Below are 19,692 nucleotides of genomic sequence, written 5' to 3'. Positions count from 1 at the left end.
AATGATGCGCGAACCAGTCGAGGTCATCGCCTAGGCCGCGTCCGGCGAATCCGGAAGATCGGGCAGAATCCGATCATGAATGAACGCTGGAAACTGGGCGAGACCGAGGTCGGCCGGATCGGTCTGGGCGCGATGCGGCTGACGCACGAGGCCGACGGGACGCCGCGCGACCGTGACCGCGCGGTCGCGGTGCTGCGCCGCGCGGTGGAGCTCGGCGTCGACCACATCGACACGGCGGCGTTCTACTTCTCGCGCCTGCGCTCGGCCAACGAGCTGATCAACCACGCCCTGTCCCCCTACCCGGACGGCCTGGTCATCGCGACCAAGGTCTGGCCGGCACGGGACCCCTCGGGCGAGTGGTGGTGGGCCTCGCCCGGCCAGCTGCGCGGCCAGGTCGAGGAGAACCTGCGCCAGCTCGGACGCGACCATCTGGACCTGGTGAACCTGCGGGCCCCGCGCAGCGCGCGGACCAAGTCGATCGCCGAGCACTTCGGCGCGCTGGCCGAGCTGCGCGACGCCGGGCTGATCCGGCACCTGGGCGTCTCCAACTTCACGCCCGCGCAGCTCGCGGAGGCCCGGGCCATCGCGCCCGTGGTCTGCGTGCAGAACGCCTTCGGGATCGGCGCGCCCCGTGAGGACGTGGAGTTCCTGCGCGAGTGCGGGCGCGCGGGCATCGCGTTCGTGCCGTTCTTCGCGATCGCCGGGGAGGGACGCGAGGCGGGGCCGGGCGCCGTCGAGGACGCGAACGTCCAATCGGTGGCGCGGGCCCACGGCGCGACGGCCGCGCAGGTGCGGCTCGCCTGGACCCTGGAGCAGGGCCCGCACGTCCTGGCCATCCCGGGCACCGGCGACCCGGGTCACCTGGAGGAGAACCTGGCCGCCGGTGACCTGCGCCTCACCCGGGAGGACATGGAGCTGCTGTCCTGACGGCGCTCAGAAGATCGGCGGGATGACCGCCTCGATCAGGTGCGGGCCGGGTTCGGCGAGGGCGCGGGCGAGCGCGTCCAGCAGGTCCTCGGCGGTCTCGGGGCGGGACGCGGGCACGCCGAACCCGGTGGCGAGCGCGACGAAGTCGAGGCCCGGCCCGTCGAGGTCGAGCTGGGACCTGGCCTTGGGGCCGGGCTCCCCCGCGCCGACGCGGTCGAGCTCCATGTTCAGGATCGCGTAGGAGCGGTTGTTGAACACGATCACGGTGACGTCGAGGTTCTCGCGCGCCATCGTCCACAACGCCTGGATCGTGTAGAGGGCGGACCCGTCGGCCTGCAACGCCAGCACGGGACGGTCCGGGCACGCGACGGCCGCGCCGACCGCCAGCGGCAGGCCCTGCCCGATCGCGCCGCCGGTCAGGCACAGCCAGTCGTGGCGCGGGGCGCCCGCCGTGGCGCCGGTCAGGTAGATCCCGGAGGTCTGCGCCTCGTCGGACACGATCGCGCCCTCGGGCAGGAGGGCCCCGACGGCCTGGCAGACCGCCGCCGCGGTGAGGGGGCCCGAGGGCCGTTCGGGACGGGCGGCGGGCTGGACGGGAGGCGCGGTCTCGCCCGCGCCGAGGGCGTCCACCAGCGCTTCGACGCCCGCGAGCGCGTCCTGGTCCGGTGCGGCGAGCACGCTCACCGCGCAGCCCTCGGGTGCCAGGCGGCTCGGCCTGCCGGGGTAGGCGAAGAACGAGACCGGTTCCTTGGCGTCGACCAGGATCAGGTGGCGCAGCCCGTCGAGCTGGGTGGACGCGAACTCCGCGAGGTAGGCGATCCGCTCCACGGCGGGCAGCCCGGCGCCGCGTTCGAGGCGGGCCGGGAAGGTCTCGGCCAGCAGCGTGGCCCCGGTGGCGGCGGCGACGCGCGCCGCGGCCACCAGGGCGGGCTCGCGCAGGGCCCGGCCGCCGAGCAGGAGCGCGGCGGGCTCGCCGGAGCGCAGCGCCTCGGCGGCGGCCCTGACCGCCGCGCCGGACGGCGCGGGAGCGGCGGCGGGCGCCCGCGGCGGGACGGGCTCGGCGCCCTGGCCCCAGGACACGTCGGCGGGCAGGATCAGCGTCGCGACCTGGCCGGGCGGGCCTTGGGCGGCGGCGACGGCCGCGGCGGCGTCGCGGGCGAGGTCGCCGGTGCTCCGCGAGGTGCGCACCCACGACGACACGTTGCGCGCCGCGGTCTCGATGTCGGACTGGAGCTGGGCGTCGTACCGGACGTGGTGGGTGGCGTGGTCGCCCACGATGTTGACGACGGGCACCTTGCCCTTGCGGGCGTTGTGCAGGTTCGCCAGCCCGTTGCCCAGGCCGGGGCCCAGGTGCAGCAGCGTCGCCGCCGGACGTCCCGCCATGCGCGCGTACCCGTCGGCCGCGCCGGTCGCGACGCCCTCGAACAGGGCCAGCACGGCCCGCATCTCCGGCACGTCGTCCAGGGCGGCGACGAAGTGCATCTCCGAGGTGCCCGGATTGGTGAAGCAGGCCGTCACGCCCGCGTCGGCCAGCGTGCGGATCAGGGCCTGGGCGCCGTTCATGGCCTCTCCTTGGTCTGCTCGATCTCCGGGGAGCCTGGCAGCTGCGCCGCCGATCCGCCACCGCCTCAGGCGGGGCGCGGAACGCGGAGGCTGATCTCGAAGCCGCCGTCGGCGGTGGGGCCGGACTCCAGGGTTCCCTGCAGCAGGTCGGCCCGTTCCCGCAGGCCCACCAGCCCCTGCCGGGCGCTCGGCAGCGACAGGGTCGGACGCGTCGGCGGGGTGTTGGTGACGGTCACGCCGAGTTCGGCGTCGTCGTGCCAGAGCGCGATCGCGGCCGTGGCCCCGGGTGCGTGCTTGCGGACGTTGGTCAGGGCCTCCTGCACCGTCCGGTAGATCGTCCGCTGGACGGTCGCGGCGGTCTGGGCGGGCAGTTCCCCCGACAGGCGCGCCTCGATCCCGCTGCTGCCGATCAGGCGCCGCAGGTCGCCCAGCGTGGGCTGCGGGGTCAGCTCGTTGATGTCGCCGCCGGAGATGCGCAGCAGCGTGACCATGTGCCGCAGCTCGTCCAGGGTGGTGACGCTCAGCTCGCGGATCGTGCGGGCGGCCTGCCTGGCCTCGGCGTCCTTGGTGCCGACCTGGAGGGCGCCCGAACGCACCGCGATCAGGCTCACCTGGTGCGACACCACGTCGTGCATCTCGCGGGCGAGCTGGGCGCGCTCGCGGGCCAGCATGTTCTGGGCGTGCAGCCGCCGCTCGTGGTCGCGGGCCTCCTCGACCTCGGCCAGCCGCAGCGAGACGTCCCGCCGGGCCTGGACGAGCTGCCCCAGGAACACCGGCGCGGCGGCCATCGCGACGAGATAGACGAACTCGATGAACGTGTGCGGCACCTCGTCGTGCGCGTAGTCAGCCAGCGGCCACGGCAGCGTGCCCATGGCGGCCGACGCCACGGCGCACACGGCCAGCAGCAGCCGGTTCCGGTACCGCTCGGCCAGCGTGTAGAGCGTGGCGAACGGGAGGACCGCGAGCGAGAGGAACAAGGTCGGCGGCAGGCCCAGCAGGAACACCGCCATCGGGTAGCGGCGCCTGACCGCGAGCGCCGCGCACGCCACCGCGGCGAAGGCGACCTCGAACGGCCGCTCCCGGTTGAGCCAGGCGTCGCAGCCCGCCAGGACGACGAGCACCGCCGACACCAGCGGGGCGGGGAACCGGCTCACGGCCGGTCGCCCGCGCGCCCGTCCAGCAGCCCCGCCCGCTGCGCCAGCAGCGCGGCCTGCACCCGGCCGGAGACCCGCAGCTTGCCCAGGATCGCGCTGACGTGGTCCTTGACCGTGCCCGCGCTGAGATGGACGCGGGCCGCGATGTCGGCGTTGGACAGGCCGCCCGCGATCAGCACCAGCACGTCCCGCTCGCGGGGCGTGAGCAGGCGCACGCGCCGCGCCTCGGCGTCGTCTCTCCCGGGGCGGGCGTGCACGATCGCGTGCGACGCCTTGGGCGAGAGCACCACGCCGCCCGCCGCCAGCGTCCGGACGAGCTGGCCGAGCTGCTCGGGCTCGGTGTCCTTGAGGATGAACCCGGCGGCGCCGCCGCGCAGGGCGGTCACGATGTACTCGTCGGAGTCGAACGTGGTCAGCATCGCCACCACCGGCGGCGCCGCCATGGCGCGGATCTCCCGCAGCACCGCGAGGCCGTCGACGTCCGGCATCCGGATGTCGAGCAGCACCACGTCGGGACGCTCGCGCCGCACCGCGTCCATGGCCTGGCCGCCGCCCGAGGTCGCCACCACCTCGATGCCGTCGGCGGCGTTCAGGATGAGCTCGAACCCGGAGCGGACGAGGGCCTCGTCGTCCACCACCACCACACGGATCACCCGCGCCCCCTTCGCCATGTCGTCCCAGCGTACGGCGGAAGATCGAGGGCCTGGTCCGTCCCGCCGGCCGAACCCGCCGACCGACGGGGCGGTTCCCCCCGGTGGGGGGCTTGGCGGCGGGGACGGACCCGCGTCCCGGCGGATGGCCGCCCGGCGGCGCGATTCCCAAGCCTGGAGGGCATGCCCCAGAACGCCTCCCCGCCCCTGACCCTGCCCGAGGCCCCGGCCGCCCCTTCGACCGCTCGCCTGGTCGGCGTGGACCTCGCGCGCGGCCTCGCCGTCCTCGGGATGTACGCCGTGCACATCGGCCCCGACCCGGCCGACGGCGGCGGCACCGGATTGGTCATGGAGCTGGCGCACGGCCGCTCGTCGGCCCTGTTCGCGCTGCTCGCCGGGTTCTCGATCATCCTGATGACCGGCCGGAGCGCCCCGAAGACCGGCCCGGAGGGCCGCCGCGCCGTGGCCAGGGTGCTGATCCGCGCCGCGGTCCTGCTCGTCGTCGGGACCCTGCTGACCATGACGGGGACGCCGGTCGAGGTGATCCTGGCCTACTACGGCCTGTTCTTCGTCCTGGTCCTCCCGCTGCGCGGGCTCGGACCCGCCGCGCTGGCGGCGATCGCGCTCGGCACCGCTCTGGTCCCGCCGCAGGTGCTCTACGTGATCCGGAACGCGTCCTGGCCCGAGACGGTCGCCGGGCACGACCCGTTCGCCCGCGCCAGCGGCACCGACGGCCTGGTCGGCCTGCTGTTCACCGGGTCCTACCCCGCGCTGGCCTGGGTCTCGTTCGTGATCGCCGGGATGGCGCTGGCCCGCTGCGACCTGGCGTCGGCCGCCGTCCGGGCCAGGCTCGCCGTGACCGGCGCCGTCCTGGCGGTGACCGGTTACGGCGGGTCGTGGCTGGCCTTCCGGCTCGTCCCCGGCCTGCGCGGCGACCTGCTCACGGCCGCCGAGGGCGACCGCGCGGTGCTGTCGGCCTGGTGGTCCGCCCGCGCGGACATCTCCTACGAGGACACCCCCGCGCGGATGTGGGTGGCGGCCCCGCACAGCGAGACCACGTTCGCCATCCTCGGCAACACCGGCGTGGCCATCGCGGTACTGATCGCGTGCGTCGCGCTCCTGCACGACCGGGCGCGGCTGACGATCCAGGCCCGGCCGCTGACGGCGGTGGGAAGCATGTCGCTGACGGTCTATGTGTTCCACGTCGTCGGCCTTCACGTCCTGGGCCACGACGAGCTTCCCGGGTCCCTTCCGCTCCTGCTGGGCTTCTCGGCGACGGCCATCGCCTTCGCCCTCGTCTGGTCCCACTTCTTCGCCCGAGGACCGCTGGAACACGTGCTCAACACCGCGACCAGGCTCGCCGGACGGGACCGCTGACCGGTCACGCCCGGGCGAAGGGTCTTGACTCGCTCTGAGCGTGCACTCAAAATGAGTGGGTACTCACTCATTTTCATTGAAGGAGAGTCCCGATGACCGTTCTTCCTCAGCTGGAGCCCGTGCTGGAACGCATCGCGGAGGCGCGCGGACGCCCCGTCCCGGCGGCCTCGGTGGCCGAGCGGCGCGCCGCCACGCACGCGCAGATGGGCATGCGCGCACGGATGGCCGAGCCCGCCCCGGACGCCGACCAGAGCGACCACCGGGTGCCGGTGGACGGCGGCGAGATCACCGTGCGGATCTCCACCCCGCCCGGCGCCGGACGGCCACTGCCCGTCCATGTCTTCGTCCACGGCGGCGGCTGGTGGCTCGGCACTCCCGAGCTCAGCGACGGCGTGTGCGCGCGCGTCGCCGTCAACGTCGGCTGCGCGGTCGTCTCGGTCGACCACCGGCTGGCGCCCGAGCACCCCTTCCCCGTCCCGGCCGAGGACACCTACGCCGCGCTGTGCTGGACGGCCGAGCACGCGGACGACCTCGGGTTCGACGCCGCCCGGATCTCGATCGGCGGGGTGTCGTCCGGCGGGAACCTCGCCGCCGCCGCCGCGCTCATGGCCCGCGACCGGGGCGGCCCGGCCCTGGTCGCGCAGGTCCTGGACGTCATGGCCGCCGACCTCACGCTGGGGGACGACCCGGTCGAGGAGCTCCCGGGCGGCTACCCGCTCGGCAGGGACGACCTGGCCGAGTACCTCGGCTTCTACACGCGTCCCGAAGAGCGGACGCTGCCGTACGCCTCACCGGGGCTGACACCCGACCTCGGGGGCCTGCCGCCCACCCGGATCAACACGGCGGAGTACGACCTGCTGCGCGACGGGGCCGAACGGTACGGCGCGCGCCTGCGCGACGCGGGCGTGCCCGTCACCGTCACCCGGTGGGCGGGCCACATCCACGGCTCACACGAGATGACGGCGCTGATCCCCTCGTCCCGCGACTGGCACGAGCGGAACGAGGAGTTCCTGCGCGAGCGTCTGGGGACGCGTCACTGAGCCTTCGGACGGCGGATCTTCCGCCAGGCGGCGCGGGCGTAGTCGTTCAGGCGCTCGCTGACCCGGCGCGCCGCCGGGAACTCGGTGCCCAGGATCCCGAAACCGGCGAGGATCGCGACCACTCCGGGGCCGGGGAGGACCATCATCACCACGCCCGCGAGGATCACGGTGATCCCGGCCACGGCGACCGCGATCTTCCGCACCGGCCCGCCGGGCTTGCGCGGGGCCTTCGGGGCGAGGACGACATCGGTCTCGGACGGGCGGGTCTCGGTGATCACAGGGCCTCCTACAGTGGGCGGAAAGGGCCTCACTTCCTCTGACGCACGGGACGCCGCGAACGGCAGCGTGACCCGCGCCACACCGTTCCCGGGTAGGGCCGCTGGTCCTAGGCCGATTTGCCCCGGTCCTCTGGTCCCGGTGGCCGACGCGCCGGGCGGCCTCGCGGAGAAGCATGGCGGGCATGTCCACGACTCACGAGCCCGCCACCGTCAAGGAGCCGGCCACACGCCCGTCCACCCCCGCCTGGGCCGCGCTGCTCGCCGCGAGCATCGGCCAGTTCCTCGTCGTCCTCGACATCTCCGTGGTGAACGTCGCGCTCCCCGGGATGCGCAGCGGCCTCTCGCTCGACGCCACCGGGCTGCAATGGGTCGTCAACGCCTACTCGCTCACGTTCGCCGGGTTCCTCCTGCTGGGCGGGCGCCTGGCCGACCTCTTCGGCCGCAAGCACATGTTCCTGCTCGGCCTCGGGATCTTCACCGTCGCCAGCCTCGCCGGAGGGCTGGCCCAGGAGTCCTGGATGCTGATCGCGGCCCGGGCCGGTCAGGGCCTGGGCGCCGCGGTGCTCGCCCCGGTCACGCTCTCGCTGCTGACCGGCACCTTCCCCGAAGGCCCGGCGCGCACCAAGGCCATCGCCCTGTGGACGGCCGTGGGCACCGCCGGGGGCGCCACGGGCGGTCTGGTCGGCGGGGTGCTGACCGACTACCTCAGCTGGCGCTGGGTCCTGCTGATCAACGTGCCGATCGGCATCGTCGTGACGATGATCGCCGCGCTCTGGCTGCGCAACGAGCGCGACGCCTCCGCCCGTCCCCGCCTGGACGTCCCGGGGGCCGTCCTGGTCACGGCGGGCGTGGCCCTGCTCAACTGGGGCATCACCCGCACCGAGACGCACGGCTGGGCCTCGGCGGAGTCGCTCGTCCCGATGGTCGCCGGGCTGGTGGCGCTGGCCCTGTTCGTCGCCGTGGAGGCCAGGACCGCCGAGCCGCTGGTCCCGCTGCGGCTGTTCCGCCTGCCCAGCGTCGCGTTCGGCAACCTCGCCACGCTGGTCAGCACGCTCGGCGGCTTCGCGCTGTGGTACTTCCTCTCGCTCTACATGCAGAACGTCCTGCACTACAGCGCCGTGGCCACCGGCCTGTCGTTCCTGCCCCACACCGCCGGGATCATCCTCGGCTCCAAGCTGGCGCCGACGCTCATGGCCCGGTTCGACGCCCGGCTCGTGGCCGGGGCGGGCGGGCTGATGGCCGCCGGAGGGTTCGCCTGGCAGAGCGTCGTGCTCGACGACGGCGGGACGTTCCTCGGCTCCATCCTCGGCCCCGGCGTGGTCATGGCCCTCGGTTTCGGGCTGCTGATGACCCCGCTCGTCGAGGTCTCCACCGGGGGCGCGGCGCCGTCCGAGGCGGGGGCGGTGGCCGGAATCGTCAACACCTCCCGCACCATCGGCGGCGCGATCGGCCTCACCATTCTCGCCACCGCGGCGGCCCGGTCGGGCACCGACCTCGCGGCCGGATACGCCACGGCCTTTCTGGTCGCCGCCGTCATCACGGCCGCCGGAACGGCCCTGGTCGCCTTTCTTCCCCGTCCCCGGACATCCTGAGAATTTCCGCGACGGCCACCCTCATCCGGCGAGAGGGTGGCCCTTGGCGTAGCGATAGGACGCGGCCACCACGGAACGGGCGATCGCCAATTCCCCGGCGTCGCGAGGGCCGTACAGCATCAGCACATTGATCGTGGGCGAATACAACGGATGCCGTTCTCCCCACCCCTTCGCTATGACCTCGTCCTGGTCGGGCCGGTCGAGGGCGAGGTGCAGGCTGCCGTCCACATGGACATGGACGAACTCGGCGGTCAGCCGCGGCGGCAGGAGGACGGCGCCGGACGGCGGGCCGCCGCCGTCGAGGAAGAACGCCAGCGAGCCGGGCTCGGAGATCTCGCTGGGACGAATGACGGTGCCGGGAAGCCCGCCGGACATCCATTCCCGCAATTCGTCGACGACGGCCCGCGGGCCCCGCTGGCTGAGTTGCGTGTGCGGAACGGACGGCCCCGTTTCGGGCCGGGGTCCCGGACGGACGGGAAGTGTCAGAACGTCGTGCATCGAATGCTCCTTCGCGCTACCGGCCATTTCCGGCCGATGCCAAGGAAGCTAGCATCCTGAGGATAGTAGGATCCTAGGAGAAACCTGCTTTCCCCCAGGATGGTGATCATGTCCGAGACCATCGATCCGTGCCCGATCAGCCCGGTGGTCGATCTGGTGTTCAGCCGCTGGACCACGCCGATCCTGTGGGTCCTGCGCGAGCACGGCCGCCAGCGGTTCAACCAGGTGCAGCGGCGGCTGCCCGCGATCACCTCCAAGGTGCTCACCCAGCGGTTGCGGCAACTGGAGCGGGACGGCCTGATCTCGCGCACCCACTACCCCGAGATCCCGCCGCGCGTGGAGTACGAGATCACCGAGCTGGGCCGGTCGCTGAGCCCGGTGTTCGCCGCCCTGACGGCCTGGTCCGACGCGCACCTCAGCGAGGTCGCGGCCGCCCGCCGCCGCTACGCCGACTCGCCCTAGTCCTTGCCGGCGGCGTGCCAGGACATGCCCCAGCCGTACTCCAGGTCGACGGCCTGCTGGTTGAAGACGCCCGGCGGCACCAGGATGTAGCGGGCCTCGCGCCGGACGACCAGCTCGCCGCCGACGTTCTCGATCGAGGCGATCGCCGCCACCGGCGAGGGCACCGTGCACTCGTCCAGGCGCATCTCGATCGGCGGCCCGGCGGGCGGGTAGAGGGTGGCGACGCCGTCCAGGCCCGCGAAGCTGGTCGCGCCCTGGTAGATGTTGACGAATACCAGCACGCGCTTGAGCTCGGCGCTGTGGTCGAGGTTGATCGTGAGGTTCTCGCCCTCGTCGCTGGCCCCGGTTCGGTCGTCCTGGTCGAGCCGGATGTAGGGCGGGTGCTCGTAGGAGCCGAACTGGTTCTCCACCGGGTGGACGATGCCCTTGGCGCCGTTCTGCAGCTCCCACAGGCACGAAAGGTCGAGGTCGAGATCCTCAAGCCGCACCGCGCCCTTGCCCTTGTTCATCCAGCCGCGCGGCGGCTTGCGCGCGTTCCACTTCAGGTTGACCCGCATCGCGCCGGACGTCGCGCCCTGCTTGGACAGCGACACCGCGGGCGCCGACTTGGTCAGCGTGATCTTCGACAGCCGCACCGGCTCCGGCGCGGGCTGCGTCACCGGCGCGGGAGTGGGCGGCGGCACGTACGGCGGCTGCGTCGGCGGCGGCTGCTGATACGCGGGCGGCGGCTGGTAGGCGGCCGGGGCCGAGGGCTGCTCGTACGCGGGCGTGGGCGACTGGTGGGCGGGCGGCGCTGTGGGCGGCTGGCTCACGGGCGGAGCCGGGGGTTGCTGATACGCGGGCGGCGGCGGCTGGTAGGCGGGCGGCGGCTGGTTCGCGGGCGGAGCCGGGGGTTGCTGGTAGGCGGGCGGGGGTGGGGCGGGGGGCTGGGGTGGGGCGGGCGGGCGCGGGGGTGAGGGGGCGTCGTCGACGCTGATGCCGAAGTCGGTGGCCAGCCCGGCCAGGCCGGTGGAGTAGCCCTGGCCGACCGCCCGGAACTTCCATGCGTTGTTGCGCCGGTACAGCTCGCCAAGCACGAAGGCCGTCTCGGTGGTGGCGCCCTGGCTGTCGAACCGCGCGACCTCGGACCCGTTGGCGGCGTCCAGTACCCGCACGTACAGGCCCTGCACCTGGCCGAACGTCCCGGTGTCGGCCGAGGCGGCGATCACCACGGTCTCGATCGCGGGCTCCAGCGCGGCCAGGTCGACCGCCAGCGTGTCGCGCACGAAGCCGCCCTCGGGCCGCTTGCCCTCGTGGCGGACCGCGCCGCCGCGATGCGCGGGCTGGTTGTAGAACACGAAGTCGTCGTCCGAGCGGACCTTGCCGGTGCCCGTGAGCAGCAGCGCGGACGCGTCCGCGTCGGGGGCGCCCGGCGCCTGCCGCCACCCCAGCTCGACCCGGACCCTGGCCACGGGAACCGGGACGTTGGCGCCCTTCTGCATCGGCATGCCGAGCAGCCTAGTCAATCGCCGCGCCCGGGTCGTGCCGCTTCGACCAGTTTCGTGAGCGCGCGGACGACCGCCTCGAACCCGGGGCCGGGCGGGCCGCCGGGCTCGGTCATGTAGGTGTCGCGCCGGATCTCGATCATCAGGGCCGACACCGCGGCGTCCCGGCGGTGGTGGTCCACGGGCACGTACGCCCCGGCGAAGGGGGTGTTCACGTCGAGATCCCCGAGGCCGGAGAACGCCGTGGACGCCGCCTCGAGCAACCAGGCGGGGGTGTGGAAGGCGTCCACGCCCAGGCAGATCGCTGGGCGGGGGCCGGACGCGTGCAGCTCGTAGGGCAGCGCCCGGCTGGGGTAGGAGTGCACGTCGATGATCACCGCGCGTCCCGTGGCGGCCAGGCGGGCGGCCACCAGGTCGGCCATCGCCGCCGCGTAGGGGCGGAAGTACCGCGCGAGCAGCTCTTCGGTGTGCGCGGGATCGTCCTCGCGGAGCGGTTCGCCGTGCGAGGTGCGCAGGTAGACCGCGCCCATCCCGACCGCGTTCATCTCCTCGCGCTCGTCGGGGAAGCGCTCCGGGTCGACCACCAGCCGCGAGAGCCGGTTGGCGAAGATCCAGGCCGCCGCCCGGGCCCGCTCGGCGATGAGGGCGGTGTGGGCGTCGGTCATGAGGTCGAGCTCGGCGGCCAGCGCGGCGTCGTCGAGCAGGATGCGCTCCCTCGCGTGCGGTGTCACCACCCGCGACCCGTGCGGGACGTGCAGGATCACCGGGGACGCGCCGTCCCCGGCCTCGACGCGGAACGCCTCATGATCGGCCATCCGGCAACGATGCCAAACCCGAGGCGGGCATGGACGGAAATGGGCCGCCGTTCTGGGGGCGGTGGAACGGCGGCCCGGGTCCGCGCTGAGTGGGGGCTGGGGAGGGAAGCTGAGCCGGCATTCCCTCCCCAGCTCTCCCCTGGGGATGGCACCACGCAGGGAAACGGGTGCCTGTGGTCTCGTTCGTTCAGATGTAGCCGACCCACAGAAGCTTGTTCGGTGAGCCGGGTCCGGGGTCGGTGACGAGGCCGGGCGTGGCGCCCCGCACCATCCGGTCCTGCACCTGCTGGGGCGTGAGGGCCGGGTTCTTGTGCAGGTCCATGGCGGCGGTGCCGGCCAGGTGCGGCGCCGCCATCGATGTGCCGCTCTTGGTCGCGTAACCGCCGGTGTGCACGGCCGAGACGATGCCTCCGCAGTCGAGCACGCGCAGCGCCACGACCTTGGCCTTCTTGGCGACGCCGACGTTCTTGCCCGCGATCGTCCCGGCCACATGGGTGCCGTGGCCGTTGCAGTCGGCCGAGTCGGGGTCGTTGCCGATGTAGTCGGGCCCGTAGGAGGCCCGGCCCTCGAATTCGGGGTGGTCCCTGGCGACGCCCGAGTCGATCACGTAGGCCGTGACGCCGTCGGCGGTGTTGGGGTAGGCGTACTTCCGGTCGGGGTTCAACGTCTGCTGGTCGGCCTGGTCCAGGCCCCAGGAGGGCGGGTCGAGCTGTTCTCCGGCCGCGCGGGCGCGACCGTCCTGGTGGACCGACCTGACCGCCGGGTCGGCCGCCAGGCGGCGCGCCTGGCGCTCGGACAGGTTCTTGACCAGGAATCCGTTGAAGGTGGCCGAGAAGGTACGGACGACGACGCCTCCGTGGCGGCGGGTCAGTTCTTTCGCGGCGTGACGGGCGCCGGGTTCGAGCGAAACGACGTACTGCCCGGCGATGGGGTGCGCGGCCCGGGCGACCGGGCCGTGCGGCACAGCCGAGGCCGCGGGGGCACCGGCGACCGTCGCCGCGGCGACCGCGATTCCGATACCGGCCGCGGCCAAGGCTGTCCTGGACATTGCTGACTCCGTCTCCCTTCACCGGGAGGCCGCCGCCTTCCGATGGAGCGGCCACAGGTGGGGGTGGGAACACGGAAGGCCGCTCGGGTAACAGCGTCAAACACAGACGAAAGCAAAACAACCGTGACAATGACCCGTATGGGATACGGGTTTTACTATCCTGATTTGCGGGGTTTCCGAAGCCGCTGCACCTGCGTAGGCTCGTGGAGCCTCGTGCCGAGACGAAGCGACCTCCCGCCGGAGTGTGAACGATGACGAACGGTGCGCGCCGGAGCCGGGCGGCCCGATCGAGGGGGTCGAGCACCTCCGTCAGGACCAGTTCACCGATCCTGATCGGGCGCGGGCCCGAGCTGGAGACGCTGACGACCGCCGCCGCGGGGTCGCCGTCGGTGATGCTGGTCGAGGGCGAGGCGGGGGTCGGCAAGTCGCGGCTGGTCTCCGAGCTGGTCACCACCCTGCGCGCGCGGTCGGTGTGGGTTGCGATGGGGTACTGCCAGCCGCTGCGCGAACCGTTCCCCTATGGCGTGATCTTCGAGTGCCTGCGCTCGTGCGGCGACCACCTGGGCGACCTGAGCCCGGTGACCGGCGCGCTGCGCCCCTACCTTCCCGAGCTGGCCGAGCTGCTTCCGCCCGCCCCCGAGCAGCTGGGCGACCCCGCCGCCGACCGGCACCAGATGTTCCGGGCCGTCCGCGACCTGCTGGCCGCGCTGGGACGCGCGGTGCTGGTGATCGAGGACGTCCACTGGGCCGACGAGGGAACGCGCCAGCTGCTGCGCTTCGTGATGACCGACCCGCCCCCCGGCCTCTCGCTGGTGGTGACCTTCCGCCGCGAGGACCTGCCCGGCGACGCCCCGCTCGGCCGGGCGTTCCGTCCGCCGCCCGGCACCACCAGCGCGCACCTGGTGCTCGGCCCGCTGGACGCCGAGGGCGTGGGCGGCCTGGTGGAGGCGATCCTGGGCGACCAGGACGTCTCGGCCGAGTTCGCCGAGACCATGCGGCAGCGCACCGCGGGCCTGCCGTTCGTGGTCGAGGAGACGACGTACGCGCTGCGGAACCTGGACGGCGCCGTCCAGGCCGACGGTGAGGCCGCCCGCCGCCTGCTCGACAACGTCGAGGTGCCCGCGCTGCTGCGCGAGACCATGCTGGAGCGCCTGCACGCGCTGCCCGAGGGCGCGCGGGCGATCGCCGAGGCGTCGGCGGTGCTCGGCGTCCCGGCCACGGCCGAGCTGCTGGGCGAGGTCGGCGAGGTGGCCGAGGCCGAGAGCCGGGTGCAGGTCACCCGGCTGCTGGAGAGCGCCGTCCTGGTCGAGGTCGCCGAGAACACCTACGGCTACCGGCACACGCTGGCGCAGCGGGCGGTGTACGACACGCTGCCCGGCCCGCACCGGCAGGAGCTGCACGCCCGCGCGGTCACGGCGCTGGGCCGGATCGCGCCGCCGCCGCTGATCCAGCTCGCGGCGCACTCCAAGCGCGCCGGGCTGCTGGCGGAGTGGCTGCGCTACAGCGAGCAGGCCGCCGACTCGGCGATGGACGCCGGCGACGCGTCCACGGCGATCGACCTGCTGCGCGCGGTGGTCTCCGAGCACTCGGTCGCGGCCGACGACGTCAACCGGCTGGCGATCAAGCTGTGCCAGCACGCGCTGGCCGGGCTGCACCACGAGGAGACCACGGCCCAGATCGAGGCGCTGCTGTCGGATTCGCGGCTGACCGAGGAGGTCCGCGGCGAGGTCCGGCTCTGGCTCGGGCTGCTGCTGGTCCGCGAGACCGGGGAGATGGCCCGGGGACGCGCGGAGATCGAGCTGGCGATCGGCTCGCTGCACAACCGCACCGAGCGGATGCTGCGGGGCATGGCCGTCCTGGCGCTGCCCTACCTGTCGCGGGCCCCCGCGTCCGAGAGCCGCGTGTGGCTCGAACGCGTGGAGGACCGGATGGACGACCTGCCGCCCGGGGTCTTCCGGACGGCGCTGCTGGCCAACACGCTGGGCGGACGTCTGATCTGCGGCGACCCCGACGCCTGGGGCCGGATCGGCCGGCTGCCCGCGGCGTCCGATCTCACCGACTCCGACGAGCTGCGCGAGCTGGCGCGCGCGCACTGCAACCTGGCCGACTCCTGTTCCTGGATCGGCCATTACAAGCGCGCGCGTCAGTTCCTGCACACCGGCGTGAACCTGGCCAACCAGTCCGGGGCGTCCTACGTGGTCGGCACCGCCGAGGCCACCCGGATCCGGCTCGACTGGCTCTCCGGCGACTGGACGGGCCTGGAGGAGCGGGTCGAGCGGCTCTCGCAGGCCTACGCCCATCTGCTGCCGGTCACCAGCGAGCTCCAGCTGGTCAAGGGCTGGCTGGCCACGGCGCGCGGCGACTGGGACCGCGCCGAGAACAGCTTCCTGGCCACCCGGATGGCGCAGCCCGACTCGGCCGTCATCCCGGTCGCGATCGCCGCGCTCGGCGGGATGACCACGATGCTGCTCAACCGCGGCACGCTCGACGCGGCCTGCTCCTACGCCGACCGGGGCGTGGAGATCCTGCGCCGCAAGGGCATCTGGGTGTGGGCGGGCGACCTGGCCCCGCAGGCGGTCGAGGCGTACCTGGCCGCGGGCCGGGCCGACGACGCCCGCGCGGTGACCGGGGAGATGGGCTCGGGCATCGCCGAGCTGGACGCGCCCTTCGCCCGCGCGGCCCATGCCGCGTGCGAGGCGCAGCTCGCGGCCGCGACCGGCGACCGGGCCGAGGCGTCCCGGCTGTTCGAGCTGGCGATCGGCCGCCACGAGCGGCTCGGCATGCCCTACCGCACCGCGCAGCTCACCGAGCAGGCCGCCCGCAACGATCCGGCCGACGTCACCACTCTCAACGACTTGGCACGCTCCTACGAGGCGCTCGGCGCGACGATGGACGCGGCCCGCTGCCGCCACCGCGTCCGCAGCACGGGCGTCGCCACGCCGTCCCGCCGGGGCCGCCGGGGCTACGGCAACGAGCTGTCGCCCCGCGAACAGGACGTGGCGCGGCTGCTGGCCAGCGGCCGCACCAACCGCGAGATCGCGCAGGCGATGTTCCTGTCGCGCCGCACGGTCGAGGAGCACGTCGCCAACGTCCTGCGCAAGCTCGGCGTCACCTCCCGGGAGGAGATCCGCCTGTGACCCCGCCGTCGCCGGTCCGGGCCATTTCCCGGACGACGGCGGCGAAGCCGCCCGCCGCGCGGTTGGCCTCGCCGATCGGCCCGCACAGCGCGATGCGCAGCGGCGGGATGTCGGTGACCGGGATCCAGGCCAGGTCCGGACGGCCGTAGTGCAGCGTCATCGACTCGGGGCTGAGGCAGACCGCCAGGCCCGAGGCCACGTGCTCCAGCATCTCCTCGACGTTGTCGTTCTCCGGGCCCCACACCGGCTCGCTCCCGTCCGGACGCGGGTTCACCGCCCACCAGTCGACCCATTCCCGGGGCGCGCGGCGCGTCCAGACCAGCGGCTCCTTGGCCAGGTCCATGATCGACAGCTCGGTCCGGTCCGCCAGCGGGTGCCCGGCGGCCAGCCCGGCCATCCGGCGCTCGGTGGCGACGATCTCGGTGCGCAGGCCCGCGGTGTCGGCGGGCAGCCAGACGAACGCGACGTCCACCAGGCCCTCGCGCAGCGCGGCCACCTCGCCGCCCCACTCGAAGCGCTTGGGCTCGATCGACGCGTCCGGGTGGCGGCGCATGAACTCGGTGTAGGCCCGGGTCGCCAGCGTCCCCGCACCCGACGCCGTGAAACCGACCCGCAGCACGCGTGACCGGGCCGCCGCCACCGCGCGGGCGTTGCGCTGCGCCGACAGCCAGCCGTCGAGCAGCGCCCGCGCGTCCGGGAGCAGCGCCTCGCCCGCGGCCGTCAGCCTGACCTCGCGGCCCAGCCGCTCGAACAGCGGCGTGCGCAGGTCGTCCTCCAGCCGCTTGATCGCCCGGCTGAGCGCGGGCTGCGAGACGTAGAGCCGCTCGGCGGCCCGGGTGAAGTTGAGCTGCTCGGCCAGCTCGACGAAGTACCGCAGGGAGCGGGTGTCGACGTCCATGCGCCTCCCCGGTCGGGCGAGCTATGCGTTAACTGTATGGCCGAAGGTCTTGGACGTGCCCCGGAATCGGACGGTTGTCTGGATCACGCGGGGCACCGCCCCGCGTTTCCCTTTCTCCGGATTTGGAGCACGACCATGTCCAAGACAGCCCCCGGCGCCTCACGGCGCGGGGTTCTGGCGGCCGGTGCCGTGGGCGCCGCCGCGCTGGCGGGGTCCCTGCCCGGCTCCGCCGCCGCGGCGGGCGCGCCCCGGGGCCGGTTCGCCGGGAAGACCGTCCTGATCACCGGGGCGACCTCGGGCATCGGCAAGGCCACCGCCTCCGCCATGGCCCGCGAGGGCGCCCGGGTGATGTTCTGCGGCCGCCGCGACGGGCTCGGCCGCGCCAACGAGCGCGAGATCCGCGCCGCCGGGGGCGAGGCGACCTTCCACCGCGCCGACGTGCGGGTGGAGTCGCAGATCGCCGGGCTCGTCGACGCCTGCGTCCGCCGCTACGGGCGGATCGACGTCGCGGTCAACAACGCGGGCATCGAGACGCCCCGGGTGGGGCCGCTGCACGAGCAGTCGGCCCGCGACTTCGACGAGGTGTGGCACACCAACACGCGCGGCGTCTTCCTGAGCATGAAGTACGAACTGCCCCACATGCTCAGGAAGGGCCGGGGCGCCATCGTCAACACCGCCTCGATCTCGGCCGAGGTCGGCTTCGCCACCATCGCCCCCTACAACGCCAGCAAGCACGCGGTCGCGTCGCTGACCAAGGTCGCCGCGCTGGAGTACGCCGACAAGGGAATCCGGGTCAACGCGCTCGCGCCGGGAGCCGTGGACACCCCGATGCTGGAACGCGCCGCCAAGGCGTTCGGGGTGACCTACGAGCAGATCGCCCGGGACTACCCGATCAAGCGGATCGTCCATGCCGACGAGATGGCCCGCGTGATCATGTTCCTCGCCTCCGACGAGGCGTCCGCCGTCGTCGGCACCGACCTGGACGCCTCCGGCGGCTTCCTCACCCGTTGACAGGAGAGCACCCATGACCGACATCTCCCGCGCCACCGTGCTCCGCGCCGTCGGCGCCTCGGCGGCGGGGCTGGCCGCCGCCACCGTCGCCGGGCCCGCGGCAGCGGCGGCGTCCACGGGCCGCGAGCACCCCAACGTCCGGCTGATCCGCAGGTACTACGCCGCCTACGCCGCGGGCGACCTCACCGCGCTGCGCGAGAAGTTCTTCGCCCCCGGCATCGAATGGACGATCCCCGGCCACCACCCGCTGGCGGGCACCAAGAAGGGGGTGGACGAGGTGCTGGCGTTCTTCGCCGAGCTCGCCCGCGCGGGCTTCAAGGCCGACCCGATCTTCCTGGCCGCCGACGGCGACTGGGTCGTCGACCTGCACCGGGGCTGGAGCACCACGCCCGCGGGGCTCGACCTCACCTGGGCGCTGGCCTTCCGGATCGAGAAGGGCCGCATCGCCGCCGCCGTCAACTACCCGGGCGACCAGCACGCGGCGGACGCCTTCTTCTGGAAGACCTATCCCCTCGCGCCCCTCCCCGACCGGCTCGCGCGGGGGTGATCAGGGGGTGGCCGTGCGGCCGCACAGGGCGTCGTCGACGACCTTGTCGACCATCTTCGGGAGCCGCTCGCGGTCCTGCGGGGTCCTGGCGGTGGCGCCGCTGATCGACAGCGCCACGCCGCGGCTCCCGTCGGCGGTGAAGCCCTCCGCGCTGATGTAGCCCATGGTCAGGCCGCCGTGCGCCCAGTACTCGCGGCCGCACGACAGGCGCTTGCGGTAGATCCCGAGGCCGTAGCCGAGGTTGACGCCCTGGTCCAGCGCGCGGGTACGCTTCATCTCGGCCAGCAGCCGGGGCGCGATCAGCCGCCCGCCGAGCAGGGCGCGGAAGAACGCGCTCAGATCGGCGGTGGTGCTGATCATCGCTCCGGCCGCCCCGTACTGGCTGGGGCTGTACTCGGTCACGTCGGAGGGCGCGCCGCCCAGCTCCCACTGGTGGTAGGAGCGGGCCGAGGGCCACGGCACGCGCGGGTCGCGGACGGGGACGCTCGTCCCGCGCAGGCCGAGCGGCCGGATGATCCGCCGCTCGACCTCGGCGCCCCAGGCGCGGCCCGTGACCCGCTTGATGATCATTCCGGCGAGGGCGTAGCCGGTGTTGGAGTAGCTCCAATCGGTACCCGGGGCGAACTGCGGCGGGTGCTTCAGCGCGAGCGCCACCAGCTCCTCGGGCTCGAAGTGGCGGAACCTGATCTCGTCCCAGGTGCCGGGCATGACCTCCAGGTAGTCGCGCAGGCCGCTGGTGTGCTGGAGGAGCTGGCGGACGGTGACGCGGCGCCCGTCGTGGCCGTTGCCCCGCACCACACCCGGCAGCCACCGCTCGACGGAGTCGTCCAGCGAAAGCCGTCCCTCCCCGACCAGCTGGAGGACGACGGTCGCCACGAAGGTCTTGGTGTTGCTCCCGATGCGGTAACGGCCGTCGCGGGGCACGGGACGTCCCGACCCGAGGTCACCGGCGCCGCTGGCGGCCGTCCAGCGGCGGCCGGTCTCGGTGACGACCCGTCCCTGGACGCCGATGATCCCGGCGTCCCTGAGCTCGTCCAGGCGCTGCTGGAACCCGGGGGCCGGAGCTGCCTCGGCCGGGGCGGAAAGGGACGCGGCGAGGACGCCGGACGCGACGGCCGCGGCCAGAAGATGCTTGCGTGTGGTGGGCATGGCACAAGGCTCTCGTCCGGGTCCGTACCGGCGCCGCTACCGATCGTCACCGGCTGCCCCTG

At 73.6% G+C, this 19,692-nt stretch carries 18 protein-coding genes; 8 read left to right on the top strand and 10 right to left on the bottom strand.

Translation table 11 applies throughout. From position 1 onward, the window contains the following. Positions 1-75 precede the first annotated feature (75 nt). The gene (locus tag ACQPY4_RS08970) at positions 76-927 is read left to right on the top strand and encodes an aldo/keto reductase (RefSeq protein WP_433334371.1); all 852 of its coding nucleotides are present in this window, start codon (positions 76-78) and stop codon (positions 925-927) included. Between the two features lie 6 nt (positions 928-933). Here ACQPY4_RS08970 and ACQPY4_RS08965 read toward each other — a convergent pair whose 3' ends face one another. From ACQPY4_RS08965 to ACQPY4_RS08955, 3 genes are all read right to left on the bottom strand, one after another. Next, a complete protein-coding gene (locus tag ACQPY4_RS08965) occupies positions 934-2,490 on the bottom strand; it encodes an acetolactate synthase large subunit (protein ID WP_433334369.1) in 1,557 nt (518 codons plus the stop codon). Positions 2,491-2,555: 65 nt separating this feature from the next. Then, a complete protein-coding gene (locus tag ACQPY4_RS08960; protein ID WP_433334367.1) occupies positions 2,556-3,644 on the bottom strand; it encodes a sensor histidine kinase in 1,089 nt (362 codons plus the stop codon). Then, on the bottom strand, positions 3,641-4,315 hold the full coding sequence (locus ACQPY4_RS08955) for a response regulator (RefSeq protein WP_433334365.1): 675 nt from the start codon (positions 4,313-4,315) through the stop codon (positions 3,641-3,643). Before ACQPY4_RS08955 ends, ACQPY4_RS08960 begins: the two co-directional genes overlap by 4 nt. A 162-nt stretch (positions 4,316-4,477) precedes the next feature. Between ACQPY4_RS08955 and ACQPY4_RS08950 the strand changes: the two genes are divergently transcribed. Both ACQPY4_RS08950 and ACQPY4_RS08945 read left to right on the top strand, forming a co-directional pair. Beyond that, positions 4,478-5,671 (top strand): DUF418 domain-containing protein, encoded by a 1,194-nt coding sequence (locus tag ACQPY4_RS08950; protein WP_433334363.1) that lies wholly within the window; start codon positions 4,478-4,480, stop codon positions 5,669-5,671. A 92-nt stretch (positions 5,672-5,763) separates the two neighbouring features. Next, positions 5,764-6,711: an alpha/beta hydrolase gene (locus ACQPY4_RS08945; protein ID WP_433334361.1), complete on the top strand. Its 948-nt coding sequence runs from the start codon at positions 5,764-5,766 to the stop codon at positions 6,709-6,711. Here ACQPY4_RS08945 and ACQPY4_RS08940 read toward each other — a convergent pair. Beyond that, positions 6,705-6,989 carry a PGPGW domain-containing protein gene (locus tag ACQPY4_RS08940; protein WP_433334359.1) on the bottom strand — a complete coding sequence of 95 codons (285 nt, stop codon included), beginning with the start codon at positions 6,987-6,989 and terminating at the stop codon, positions 6,705-6,707. The genes ACQPY4_RS08945 and ACQPY4_RS08940 overlap by 7 nt on opposite strands. A 182-nt stretch (positions 6,990-7,171) precedes the next feature. On the opposite strand from ACQPY4_RS08940, the gene ACQPY4_RS08935 reads away from it, so the two are divergent. Next, positions 7,172-8,581: a DHA2 family efflux MFS transporter permease subunit gene (locus tag ACQPY4_RS08935; RefSeq protein ID WP_433334357.1), complete on the top strand. Its 1,410-nt coding sequence runs from the start codon at positions 7,172-7,174 to the stop codon at positions 8,579-8,581. Positions 8,582-8,602: 21 nt separating this feature from the next. Here ACQPY4_RS08935 and ACQPY4_RS08930 read toward each other — a convergent pair whose 3' ends face one another. Further along, positions 8,603-9,079 carry a luciferase family protein gene (locus ACQPY4_RS08930; RefSeq protein ID WP_433334355.1) on the bottom strand — a complete coding sequence of 159 codons (477 nt, stop codon included), beginning with the start codon at positions 9,077-9,079 and terminating at the stop codon, positions 8,603-8,605. Between the two features lie 108 nt (positions 9,080-9,187). Here ACQPY4_RS08930 and ACQPY4_RS08925 point away from each other — a divergent pair, with 108 nt between their 5' ends. Then, entirely contained in the window at positions 9,188-9,541 is a 354-nt protein-coding gene (locus tag ACQPY4_RS08925) for a winged helix-turn-helix transcriptional regulator (protein ID WP_433334353.1), read from the top strand. Here the strand turns inward: ACQPY4_RS08925 and ACQPY4_RS08920 are convergent. From ACQPY4_RS08920 to ACQPY4_RS08910, 3 genes are all read right to left on the bottom strand, one after another. After that, entirely contained in the window at positions 9,538-11,028 is a 1,491-nt protein-coding gene (locus tag ACQPY4_RS08920; RefSeq protein ID WP_433334351.1) for a TerD family protein, read from the bottom strand. The genes ACQPY4_RS08925 and ACQPY4_RS08920 overlap by 4 nt on opposite strands. A 14-nt stretch (positions 11,029-11,042) precedes the next feature. Next, positions 11,043-11,840 carry an N-formylglutamate amidohydrolase gene (locus ACQPY4_RS08915; RefSeq protein WP_433334349.1) on the bottom strand — a complete coding sequence of 266 codons (798 nt, stop codon included), beginning with the start codon at positions 11,838-11,840 and terminating at the stop codon, positions 11,043-11,045. Between the two features lie 187 nt (positions 11,841-12,027). Then, positions 12,028-12,888: a S8 family serine peptidase gene (locus tag ACQPY4_RS08910; protein WP_433334347.1), complete on the bottom strand. Its 861-nt coding sequence runs from the start codon at positions 12,886-12,888 to the stop codon at positions 12,028-12,030. 251 nt (positions 12,889-13,139) lie between these two features. Between ACQPY4_RS08910 and ACQPY4_RS08905 the strand changes: the two genes are divergently transcribed. Then, on the top strand, positions 13,140-16,025 hold the full coding sequence (locus ACQPY4_RS08905) for an ATP-binding protein (RefSeq protein WP_433334345.1): 2,886 nt from the start codon (positions 13,140-13,142) through the stop codon (positions 16,023-16,025). Here ACQPY4_RS08905 and ACQPY4_RS08900 read toward each other — a convergent pair. After that, positions 15,997-16,923, bottom strand: a complete 927-nt coding sequence (locus ACQPY4_RS08900; RefSeq protein ID WP_433334343.1) for a LysR family transcriptional regulator — start codon at positions 16,921-16,923, stop codon at positions 15,997-15,999. The genes ACQPY4_RS08905 and ACQPY4_RS08900 overlap by 29 nt on opposite strands. 135 nt (positions 16,924-17,058) lie before the next feature. On the opposite strand from ACQPY4_RS08900, the gene ACQPY4_RS08895 reads away from it, so the two are divergent. Both ACQPY4_RS08895 and ACQPY4_RS08890 read left to right on the top strand, forming a co-directional pair. Beyond that, a complete protein-coding gene (locus tag ACQPY4_RS08895; RefSeq protein ID WP_433334341.1) occupies positions 17,059-17,934 on the top strand; it encodes an SDR family NAD(P)-dependent oxidoreductase in 876 nt (291 codons plus the stop codon). 13 nt (positions 17,935-17,947) lie between these two features. Beyond that, a complete protein-coding gene (locus ACQPY4_RS08890; protein WP_433334339.1) occupies positions 17,948-18,481 on the top strand; it encodes a nuclear transport factor 2 family protein in 534 nt (177 codons plus the stop codon). Here the strand turns inward: ACQPY4_RS08890 and ACQPY4_RS08885 are convergent, their stop codons facing one another. Next, complete coding sequence (locus tag ACQPY4_RS08885; RefSeq protein ID WP_433334337.1) at positions 18,482-19,630, bottom strand: serine hydrolase domain-containing protein; 1,149 nt, start codon at positions 19,628-19,630, stop codon at positions 18,482-18,484. Positions 19,631-19,692: the final 62 nt, after the last annotated feature.

It is taken from the genome of Spirillospora sp. CA-294931 (assembly GCF_050946795.1).
GTDB lineage: Bacteria > Actinomycetota > Actinomycetes > Streptosporangiales > Streptosporangiaceae > Spirillospora.
This window is presented reverse-complemented; position numbering and strand designations above follow the sequence as displayed.